This is a genomic window from Cellulomonas jepli, from assembly GCF_047229345.1.
Classification (GTDB): Bacteria; Actinomycetota; Actinomycetes; order Actinomycetales; family Cellulomonadaceae; genus Cellulomonas_A.
The window spans coordinates 23856-33775 of the sequence record NZ_JBFTER010000051.1; the positions used below are offsets into that span (position 1 = coordinate 23856).

The following is a 9920-nucleotide window of genomic DNA, read 5'->3' on the forward strand; positions in this document are numbered from 1 at the left end:
GTTATCGGCGCTCCGATCCCTGCCGAGCCTTCGCGCGATCTCTCTCGCCGCCCGAGGTCGCGAAGGGCTAGACCGCCGCTGCTGCCGCTGTGGCGACGGCGTGATCGTCCTCCACCGTGCTCCCGCTGACCCCCACGGCCCCGACGACCTGACCGTCCACCTCGAGCGGCAGCCCGCCCGGGAAGGTGATCAGGCCGCCGTTGGACACCTCGATGTTGAACAGCGGCCCGCCGGGCTGCGACAGCTCGCCGAGGGCGCCGGTCGGCATGTCGAAGTAGCGCGACGTGCGGGCCTTCTTGATCGCGATGTCGATGCTCCCGAGCCAGGCGCCGTCCATGCGGGCGAAGGCCTTCAGGTTGCCCCCAACGTCGACCACGGCGACGTTCATGGCCAGACCGCGGGACGCGGACTCCGCGAGCCCTGCCTGGACGACTGCCTGTGCCTGCTCGAGGGTGATGTCGCTCATCGGAGTCCTTCTTCCGTGTCAGACGGGCGCGCGGTGCGGCCCACGAGATGCTGCTGGCTGCTGCTCCTCCGAGCGGCAGAGGACCGGCCGCGGAAGGCCTTCGTCGACGGAATCGAGGACGTCGACGCAGGCGTCCCTGGCTGCGGCGAGGTCGACCACGATCGCGGTGGTGCTCACTCTCCACCTCGGGACCGTCGAGTGCGCGCGGGACGGGACGTCCACGCCCTCCGCAGAGCCTTGACACGAGGAGACGGCGAGCGGAGCCTCGGTGTCACGGGACCGCCTGCCGGGGCGCGCGACGGGGCGCAGGCACACGGTGTCGCTCCTCTGGTGGCAGCGTGCGTGGCGCGCGTCGTGGAGCCGCCGTCCGCTCCGCCGGACCCGGGCGTCGCCCGCCGTCGCGCGCGAGCCTCTCCGCGACATCGAGCACGAGCACCTCCACCGCCTCGCCGGCGGCCCGGGAGCCACGACGGACGCCGCCACCGAGCAGACCCCACAGGAGATCGTCGCCAACCTCGACTGGAGAGGGTGAAGACCATGGGCAGCAGGTCGCGCATCTCGGTGGGACTCCGGCTGGTTGCCGCAGTCGCCACCGTCGCCGTCGCGATCGTCGTCGCCGCCGTCTCGTGGGAGGGCTCCGGCGCGTTCGTGCTGGTGCTGGCCGGCGTCCCCGCGCTGGCCGTGCTGCCCCTGCTGATCCCACACCTGCGTCCCCGCACGGCAGCGATTGCCACGTGGGCGGCCGCCGCGATCGTGCTCGCGTGGTCGGTCCTGACGGGCCTCGGGACGGGGGCGTACTTCGCGGCTCCGGGCGTCCTGCTCCTGGTTGGGGCCGTCGCGAGCCTGGCGCGTGAGCCCGCGCAGGCGGGCACCGGCAGCACCGCGCCGTCGGTGCGCTGAACACCCTCCGCCTCACGGCGCGCGTGGCGGCGCTCGCCCCCTCGTGCGCGCCAGCCGGGACCTGCGGCCGTCGAGGTGCGTGCGAGGCGCCGCGTAGGGCGTCGTGGGGTGGCTCGGGGCGTGGGGATTGGAGTCGGATCTCCGTGGCCGGCCGACAGCCATGCCGTGGCAGTCCCGACGCCAGGCCCCGCCCGACCCGTCGAAGGTGCACCGTCTCCGGCCCATCGGGCACCGTCCGGCGCCTCCCGGCAGGACAGCGGCGAAGTCGGCCTACCGTGGCGGAGCACGCCGGCCCCCCGGCAGCCGTCCGGGCGCATGGGCCGACGGTGACGACCGCGTCGGGAGGCAACGTGCGCACACCGTCGGACCGGCCCGTCGAGCAGCTCCCGCAGTCCCCCCGTCCGCGTGAGGCACCGCGCGGCGCACCGCTCCTGCGACTTCAGCGGACGGCAGGCAACGCCGCGGTCGCCGGCGCGCTCCGCCAGCGCTCCCCCGACCCGCTCCCCACGCTCCAGCGCGACCTCGGAGCGCTGGCCACGCCCACCAGCCTGACCGGGGCGGCGGCGATCATCCCGCTCGCCACGTTCGTCGCCGACGTCGAGGCCGTCGAGCGCGCGAACCCCACCGACAGCCCCCAGGAGGTGCTGAGCCGCATCCGCGTGCAGTGGTACAGCGGCGCGGCGTTCGAGCAGCTCATCCCGGGCGCCCGCACGGCCGACATCGCCCCGAACCTCTCACCCGGGGGTGCGGGGTTCTCCGTGGTGCCACGGCGACTGGGTGCCGTCGCCCCCGACGCGCGGGCGCGACTGACCGCCCACGCCGACGAGAACGGCGTCGGTGACAACCCGTCGCCCTACCTCGGGCTGCCGAACGGCGAGCAGGTCGACGCGGGGCACCTCTTCCTGACGCTCGACGCGCTCGCCCACCCCACGACGTCGGCGCCGTACAGCTCCTTCGGCGTCCCCAACATCGACCCGGCGTCGTGGGCGGCGGACGTCGGCATCGCCTCGGTGTGGCTCACACGGGCGGAGGAGGGCAGCCCGGACTCGCGCGCGCCGAGCAACCCGGTGCCGCCGAGCGCCGACGACTACTGGCGTATGTCGGCCCCCGAGCAGGACCTTCTTGGGGATGTCGACGGCTTCGCGCTCCAGTCCCAGTGGTCGACGCAGCCGACGCAGACGCTCTCGGCAGCCCTGCGCGCCTACTACGGCGGTGCGCCCTCGGCCGCAGCCGGGGTCAGCCGACGGTTCCGCGCGTTCTGCGCCGCCAACGGGCTCACGTACCAGCAGAGCGGGACGTCCGTGACGTGGGACGCCGCCTGGCGGGCACCGACGATCGCCCGCATCGACCGGTTCAACGACCTGTACGGCGCGGGCACGTCCGGCGCCGCGTTCGGGGCGATCTTCGGTCCGTCACACCGCACGTGGCCGCACACGCCCGCGATGCTGGACAGGTTTCTCGCGTGGCTCAAGCCTCGGCTCGAGGCCGAGCTGCGCGCCGCCGCCGTGCCGTGACGGCGCCCGCGCTCCCGCTGCGGACCCGCCCGAACATCAGTGGCACGCCCGACAACGCGAAACTCCCGGCCAGAAGACCCTGACCGGGAGTTTCATGACTACTGAGGCGGTTCTTTCCAGAACCACCCACCTGTGCGCGAGGGGGGATTTGAACCCCCACGCCCTTTCGGACACTGGCACCTGAAGCCAGCGCGTCTGCCGTTCCGCCACTCGCGCGCGCCGCAGAACGTTATCACGGTCGGAGCGCCCCTCGGCACGTCCACCAGCGCACCCGCACGACGCACCGCCCGCCACGCGGGGAACCCTCACCGGAGCCCCCCAGCCGACCCACCCCCACACCCCACCGCAGCCCCCACCGACACGCCCCCATCACCACATCCACCCCCCAGATCCCGAACGACTCGACAGGATCAGCCCCGCGAACCCGCCCCGAGGCCCCCACCGTGGATACGATCAAGGCCGATACCGGGTCCCGGCCCGCCCGCGCACCCCCCACGGACGCGAGCACCGCCGACCCGGCACCCAGCAGGCCGCCATGGACACAGCACGACCGACGCACGAGGGAGGTGAGGGCGTGGGCATCCTCGACAAGTTCGAGCACGGCGTGGAACGGGTCGTGAACAACGCCTTCGCCAAGGCGTTCCGCAGCGAGGTCAAGCCGGTCGAGCTCGCGAGCGCCCTGCGCCGTGAGGTGGACGACCGCGCGGCCGTCGTGGACCGGGACCGCACCGTGGTGCCGAACGAGTTCACGATCGAGCTGTCGCCGGACGACCACGCGCAGGTCGACGCGTGGGGCGCGGAGGCGCTGGCCGACGAGCTCGCCGCGAACGTCACGGACCACGCGGCGAGCCAGCGCTACGCGTTCGTCGGGCCCGTGACCGTCCAGTTCAGCGAGCACGACGACCTGGAGACCGGCCGGTTCCGGATCCGCAGCGCAACCGTGCGCGGCGCCGTCGCGCCCGCATCGGCGGCGGCAACCCCGAGCACGCGCCACCCGCTCGTCGACATCGACGGCCAGCGCTACCTGCTCACGGGCCCGGTCACGGTGATCGGCCGCGGCTCGGAGGCGGACATCATCGTCGACGACCCGGGCGTGTCCCGCCGGCACCTGGAGATCCGCGTCGGGCCGGACGGGGTCGTCGCGAGCGACCTCGGCTCGACGAACGGGCTGTACGTCGAGGGCCACCAGGTCCCGGCGGCGACGCTCCTCGACGGCAACACCCTGACGATCGGGCGCACGCGCATCATGTTCTGGACGGGCGCGTCCGATGACCGGGACGAGTGAACGGCCGGTATGTCTGAGCTGACGATCACCCTCCTGCGTCTCGGTTACCTGGTCCTGCTGTGGCTCTTCGTGGCCTCGGCGATCGGGGTGCTGCGGCGCGACCTGTACGGGACGAAGATCGTCGACCGTCGCGGCCGCCCCAAGGGGCCTGCGTCGGTGGCGCCCGGCCAGACGACGCCTCCGCCGGCGAAGGGCGCCGCGAAGAGCGCGCCGGGCCGCCCGGCCAAGAGCGCTCCCACCCGCCTCGTCGTGACCGAGGGCCCGCTGCGCGGCACGACGATCCCGCTCGGCGCGTCGTCGGTCCTGATCGGCCGTGCGCCCTCGTGCACGCTCGTGCTCGACGACGACTACTCGTCGTCCCGGCACGCCCGGATCTTCCCGCAGGACGGCGGCTGGTTCGTCGAGGACCTGGGGTCGACGAACGGCACGTTCCTGGGCGACAAGAAGGTCGAGCAGCCGACGCCCGTGACCCCGGGGGCGCAGGTCCGCGTGGGTCAGAGCGTCCTCGAGCTGCAGAGGTAGCGCCGCCGTGAGCATCGCGCTGCGGTACGCCGCACGGTCCGACGTGGGCCTCGTCCGCTCCAACAACCAGGACTCGGCGTACGCCGGGCCGCACCTGCTCGTCGTCGCGGACGGCATGGGCGGGCACGCGGGCGGCGACGTCGCGTCGTCGGTCGCGGTCGCGGCGTTCGCCCCGCTCGACGGCGAGTCGCACGGGCCCGACGACGCGCTCGACGAGCTCGAGCACGCGCTGGACGCGGCGCGCGACGAGATCGTGGCGCGGACGCAGGCCGACCCCGAGCTGAGCGGCATGGGCACGACCGTCACGGCGATCCTGCGCGCGGGCAACAAGCTCGCGATGGTGCACCTCGGCGACTCCCGCGGCTACCTGCTGCGCGACGGCGTGCTGAGCCAGGTCACGACCGACCACACGTTCGTCCAGCACCTGGTCAACACCGGCAAGATCACGCCCGAGGAGGCGGAGCACCACCCGCAGCGCTCGGTCGTCATGCGGGTGCTCGGCGACTTCGACCCCGACGTCGCGCCGGACCTGTCGGTGCGCGAGGCTCGCCCGGGCGACCGCTGGCTGCTCTGCTCGGACGGGCTCTCGGGCTTCGTGAGCGCCGACACGATCGCGGAGACGCTCCTGGGCCTCTCGGACGTCGACGTGTGCGCGGACCGGCTCGTGCAGCTCGCGCTGCGGGCGGGCGGCGGCGACAACGTGACGGTCGTGGTCGCGGACGTCGTCGAGCTCGACGACGTGCCGGACGGCGGCGGACCGACGACCGCGGCGAGCGTCGTCGGCTCGGCGGCGACCTCCCGGCACCGCCCGACGGCCGCGGCGGACTCTCCCTCGGCGCGCGCCGCGACGCTCGCGAAGAAGGTGGCCGCCGCGCAGGCCGCCGGCGACACCGACGAGGACGGCGACGCTGCCGGGCTGCTCCCGAGCGCCGGCGCGGGCACCGACGAGGACGACGACGCCGACGAGGTCGACCCGCGCCGTCGCCGGCGCCGCCGCGTGATCGGCTGGTTCCTGTCGCTGCTGCTGCTCGCGGTGCTCGGCGTCGCGGGGTACCTCGGCTACCAGTGGACGCAGACCCAGTACTTCGTCGGCGCCGAGGGCGGGGACGTCGTGATCTACCGCGGCATCCCGCAGAACCTCGGGCCGATCGCGCTCTCGACCGTCGCGGAGCGCGGCGACGCGCGCGTCGACGACCTGCCGCCGTACGTCCGCGAGCGCCTCGACCAGAACATCCAGTCCGACTCGCTCGACGACGCCCGGCACCGGGTCCAGGTGCTCGAGCAGTCCGCTCGCGAGAACGCGGCGACCGACTGATGGCCACCATCCAGCCGCATCGGGTGCGCCCGGGGCGCGGCGTCGAGCTCGCGCTGCTCGTGCCCGCCCTGCTCATCGGCCTCGCCGCGTACGCGCTCACGGGCCTCGGGGTCACCGGGGAGCTCCCCGCGAACGTCGTCGGCTACGGCGTCGGCATGGCGGCCCTCGCGGTCGGGCTGCACGTGGTGCTGCGGTGGCGCGCGCCGTATGCCGACCCCGTGATCCTGCCCGTGGCGATCGCGCTCAACGGCATCGGGCTCGCGATGATCTACCGCGTCGACCTCGGGATGGTCGCGCGCGGGCGTGAGCAGGACTTCGCGACGCGGCAGCTCGGGTGGACGGCGTTCGCTCTGCTGCTGGCCGCCGGGGTGCTCGTCGTGCTCCGCGACCACCGCACGCTGCGCCGCTACACGTACACCGCGATGGTCGTCGGCCTGCTGCTCATCGTGCTGCCGCTCATCCCGGGCCTGGGCGCCGAGATCAACGGCGCGCGCATCTGGATCCGCTTCGCGGGCTTCTCGCTGCAGCCCGCCGAGATCGGCAAGCTCGTGCTCGCGGTGTTCTTCGCGGGCTACCTGGTGACGAACCGCGACACGCTCGCGCTCGCCGGGCCCAAGGTGCTCGGCCTGCAGCTCCCCCGCATCCGCGACCTCGGCCCCCTCGTGCTCGCGTGGGCCGTCTCGATCAGCGTCCTCGTGCTCGAGCGCGACCTCGGGACGTCGCTGCTGTTCTTCGGGCTGTTCGTGGCGATGCTGTACCTCGCGACCGAGCGCACCAGCTGGGTCGTCATCGGCCTCGGGCTGTTCCTCGGCGGCGCCGTGCTCGCGGCGACGACGTTCGGGCACGTGGCCGCGCGGTTCGACGTCTGGCTGAACGCGCTCGACCCGGAGATCTACAACCGCGCCCCCGGCGGCTCGGGGCAGCTCGTCGGCGGGCTGTTCGGGCTCGCGGGCGGCGGGCTGTTCGGCACCGGCTGGGGCAAGGGCCGCCCCGACCTCGTGCCGTACGCGGAGTCGGACTTCATCGTGGCGTCGCTCGGCGAGGAGCTGGGCCTGACCGGGCTGCTCGCGATCCTGCTGTGCTACCTCGTGCTCGCGGAGCGCGGCCTGCGCACGGCGATCGGGGTGCGCGACGGGTTCGGCAAGCTGCTCGCCGGCGGCCTCGCGTTCGTCGTCGCGTTCCAGTGCTTCATCGTCGTGGGCGGCATCACGCGGATCATCCCGCTGACCGGCCTGACGACCCCGTTCCTCGCGTACGGCGGCTCGTCGCTGCTCGCGAACTGGATCATCGTCGCGCTCCTGCTGCGCATCTCCGACGACGCCCGCCGTCCGGCCCCCGACCTCGTCGTCGGCCCGCCGCCCGGCACCACGACGGCGCCGCTGCCGGTGCGCACGCCCGGCTCCTCGCGTGCCGGGGCCCCGCGCCGCGAGGGCGAGCCGCAGCCGAGCGCCGACCCGACCGAGCGCATCGCCGGCCCTGGGGGGGTGCGCTGATGAACACCCCGCTGCGCCGCCTCGCGACCGTCGTCGTCGGCATGTTCGTCGTCCTCATGGGCGGCGCCACGTGGGTCCAGTTCGTACAGGCCGACTCCCTCAACAACGACGGGCGCAACGTCCGGACGCTGTACCGCGAGTTCGGCCGGGCGCGCGGGCCCATCGTCGTCGCCGGCGAGGCCGTCGCGTCGTCCGCCCCGGTCGACGACGCGTTCAAGTACCAGCGCAGCTACGCGAACGGCGAGCTCTACGCGCCCGTGACCGGCTTCTACTCGATCGTGCACCGCGGGACGATGCTCGAGCAGGCCGAGAACGACGTGCTCAACGGGCAGGCAGACTCGCTGTTCCTGTCCCGCCTGCAGGACCTCATCACGGGCAAGCAGCCGCAGGGGTCGTCGATCGAGACGACGATCAACCCGGCGGCTCAGCAGGCCGCGTGGGACGCGCTCGGGGACCAGCGCGGCGCGGTCGTCGCGCTCGACCCGGCGACCGGCGCCATCCTCGCGCTCGTCTCGAAGCCGTCCTTCGACCCGAACCAGCTCGCGACGCACGACTCCGCCGCGGCGAACGCGGCCTACCAGGCGCTCGTCGCGGCCGAGGGCGACCCGCTCGAGAACAAGGCCATCCAGGGCCCGACCTACCCGCCGGGCTCGACGTTCAAGCTCATCACCGCGGCGGCGGCGCTCGAGTCGGGGCGTGCGACGCCCGAGTCCGTGCTCACCGCGCCCGACGAGCTGGCGCTCCCCCAGACCAGCGCGACCGTCAAGAACTACGGCGGCTCGTCGTGCGGCTCGGGCGGGCAGACGACGCTCGCCGACGCCCTGCGCGTCTCGTGCAACACCGCGTTCGCACAGCTCGGGATCGACCTCGGGGCAGACGCGCTGCGCGAGCAGGCCGAGGACTTCGGGTTCAACAACGCCGAGCAGGTCGTGCCGATGAGGGTCGCGCCGAGCCGCTTCCCCGACGAGGTCAACGCCCCCAACACGGCGTTCTCGGCGCTCGGGCAGTACTCGGTCACGGCGACGCCCCTGGAGATGGCGATGGTCTCCGCCGCGATCGCGAACGAGGGCGAGCTCATGGAGCCGTACCTCGTGCAGACGGTCCGGACCGCCGACCTCGACGTCGTCCGCGAGGCGGAGCCGCGCCGGCAGTCCCAGGCGGTCTCCCCCACGACCGCCGCGGCGCTGCGCGACATGATGGTCGGCGTCGTCGAGAACGGCTCCGGCAAGGCCGCCCAGATCTCCGGCGTGCAGGTCGCCGGGAAGACGGGCACCGCGCAGACCGGCCGCGAGGACGAGTCGCCGCACGCCTGGTTCACCTCGTTCGCCCCGGCGGACGCCCCGCGCGTCGCCGTCGCCGTCGTCGTCGAGAACGGCGGGGCGGTCGGCAACGAGGCGACCGGCGGCCGGGTCGCCGCGCCCATCGCGAAGGCCGTCATCGAGGCGGTGCTGGGCCAGTGAGGGCAGCAGCGGGCGTCGTGCTCGGCCAGCGGTACCGCCTCGTGCGGGAGATCGCCGTCGGCGGCATGGGTGAGGTGTGGGTCGCGCACGACGAGTCGCTCGCGCGCGACGTCGCGATCAAGGTGCTCCGCGAGGAGTTCGCGGGCGACCCCAACTTCCTGTCCCGGTTCCGCACCGAGGCCCGCAACTCCGCGGCCCTCTCGCACCAGAACATCGCGCAGCTCTACGACTACGGCGAGCAGGAGGGCTCCGCGTTCCTCGTCATCGAGCTCGTCCTCGGCGAGCCCATGAGCGACCTGCTCGAGCGCGAGCCCGTGCTGCCCCCGCGCAAGCTGCTGCCGATCCTCGCCCAGACGGCCCGGGCGCTGCACCACGCGCACGACGCCGGCGTGGTGCACCGCGACGTCAAGCCCGGCAACATCCTGCTCGGGCGCGGCGGGCGCGTGAAGATCACCGACTTCGGGGTGTCCCTGGCGACGAACCAGGTGCCGATGACCGCGACCGGCATGGTCATGGGCACCGCGCAGTACCTGTCCCCCGAGCAGGCCGTCGGGCAGCCCGCGACGCCGCACTCCGACCTGTACTCGCTCGGGATCGTCGCGTACGAGGCGCTCGCCGGGAAGCGCCCGTTCACGGGCCCGACCGCGGTCGACATCGCCGTCGCGCACGTCAACGCGCCCGTGCCGCCGCTGCCCGCCGCGATCGACAAGCGGCTGGCCGGCATCGTGCTGAGCCTGCTCGCGAAGGACCCCCGCGACCGCCCGCCGTCGGCCGCGCAGCTCGCGCGCATCCTCGACGAGATGGTCGAGCGCACGCCCGCGACCGGCGTCGCCGTCGTCGTCCCCGCCCGCCGCTCCTCGGGCCGCGGCGGGACGACGATGATCGCCCCCGGCACCGACGTGCACCTCGTGCTCGTCGACCTGCGCCACTCGGACCTCGACGGCCAGCAGGCCGAGGACCTCCTG

The 9920-nt window shown here is 73.8% G+C and carries 11 protein-coding genes and 1 tRNA gene; 9 read left to right on the forward strand and 3 right to left on the reverse strand.

From position 1 onward, the window contains the following. Positions 1-67: 67 nt before the first annotated feature. Both AB6N24_RS13100 and AB6N24_RS13105 read right to left on the reverse strand, forming a co-directional pair. Complete coding sequence (locus AB6N24_RS13100) at positions 68-466, reverse strand: GlcG/HbpS family heme-binding protein (protein WP_412869839.1); 399 nt, start codon at positions 464-466, stop codon at positions 68-70. Positions 467-484: 18 nt separating this feature from the next. Continuing rightward, positions 485-643 carry a hypothetical protein gene (locus AB6N24_RS13105; RefSeq protein ID WP_412869840.1) on the reverse strand — a complete coding sequence of 53 codons (159 nt, stop codon included), beginning with the start codon at positions 641-643 and terminating at the stop codon, positions 485-487. 139 nt (positions 644-782) lie between these two features. Here AB6N24_RS13105 and AB6N24_RS13110 point away from each other — a divergent pair, with 139 nt between their 5' ends. From AB6N24_RS13110 to AB6N24_RS13120, 3 genes are all read left to right on the forward strand, one after another. Further along, complete coding sequence (locus tag AB6N24_RS13110; RefSeq protein ID WP_412869841.1) at positions 783-998, forward strand: hypothetical protein; 216 nt, start codon at positions 783-785, stop codon at positions 996-998. A gap of 5 nt (positions 999-1003) precedes the next feature. Continuing rightward, positions 1004-1366, forward strand: a complete 363-nt coding sequence (locus tag AB6N24_RS13115; RefSeq protein ID WP_412869842.1) for a hypothetical protein — start codon at positions 1004-1006, stop codon at positions 1364-1366. A 350-nt stretch (positions 1367-1716) separates the two neighbouring features. Beyond that, entirely contained in the window at positions 1717-2880 is a 1164-nt protein-coding gene (locus AB6N24_RS13120) for a hypothetical protein (protein WP_412869843.1), read from the forward strand. A 133-nt stretch (positions 2881-3013) separates the two neighbouring features. Here AB6N24_RS13120 and AB6N24_RS13125 read toward each other — a convergent pair. Next, positions 3014-3096 (reverse strand) — tRNA-Leu (locus AB6N24_RS13125). A 358-nt stretch (positions 3097-3454) separates the two neighbouring features. Here AB6N24_RS13125 and AB6N24_RS13130 point away from each other — a divergent pair. The 6 genes from AB6N24_RS13130 to AB6N24_RS13155 form a co-directional block, all read left to right on the forward strand. Continuing rightward, on the forward strand, positions 3455-4165 hold the full coding sequence (locus AB6N24_RS13130; RefSeq protein ID WP_034624601.1) for an FHA domain-containing protein: 711 nt from the start codon (positions 3455-3457) through the stop codon (positions 4163-4165). A gap of 9 nt (positions 4166-4174) precedes the next feature. Beyond that, positions 4175-4687 (forward strand): FHA domain-containing protein FhaB/FipA, encoded by a 513-nt coding sequence (locus AB6N24_RS13135; protein ID WP_412869844.1) that lies wholly within the window; start codon positions 4175-4177, stop codon positions 4685-4687. Positions 4688-4694: 7 nt separating this feature from the next. Then, complete coding sequence (locus AB6N24_RS13140; RefSeq protein WP_412869845.1) at positions 4695-6002, forward strand: Stp1/IreP family PP2C-type Ser/Thr phosphatase; 1308 nt, start codon at positions 4695-4697, stop codon at positions 6000-6002. After that, positions 6002-7495, forward strand: coding sequence for an FtsW/RodA/SpoVE family cell cycle protein (locus tag AB6N24_RS13145; RefSeq protein WP_412869846.1), 1494 nt, complete (start codon positions 6002-6004; stop codon positions 7493-7495). Before AB6N24_RS13140 ends, AB6N24_RS13145 begins: the two co-directional genes overlap by 1 nt. Then, on the forward strand, positions 7495-8955 hold the full coding sequence (locus tag AB6N24_RS13150; RefSeq protein WP_412869847.1) for a peptidoglycan D,D-transpeptidase FtsI family protein: 1461 nt from the start codon (positions 7495-7497) through the stop codon (positions 8953-8955). The genes AB6N24_RS13145 and AB6N24_RS13150 overlap by 1 nt, the downstream gene beginning before the upstream one ends. Continuing rightward, positions 8952-9920 (forward strand): serine/threonine-protein kinase (locus AB6N24_RS13155; protein WP_412869848.1); only part of this gene is annotated, 969 nt, incomplete at its 3' end. The genes AB6N24_RS13150 and AB6N24_RS13155, both read left to right, overlap by 4 nt.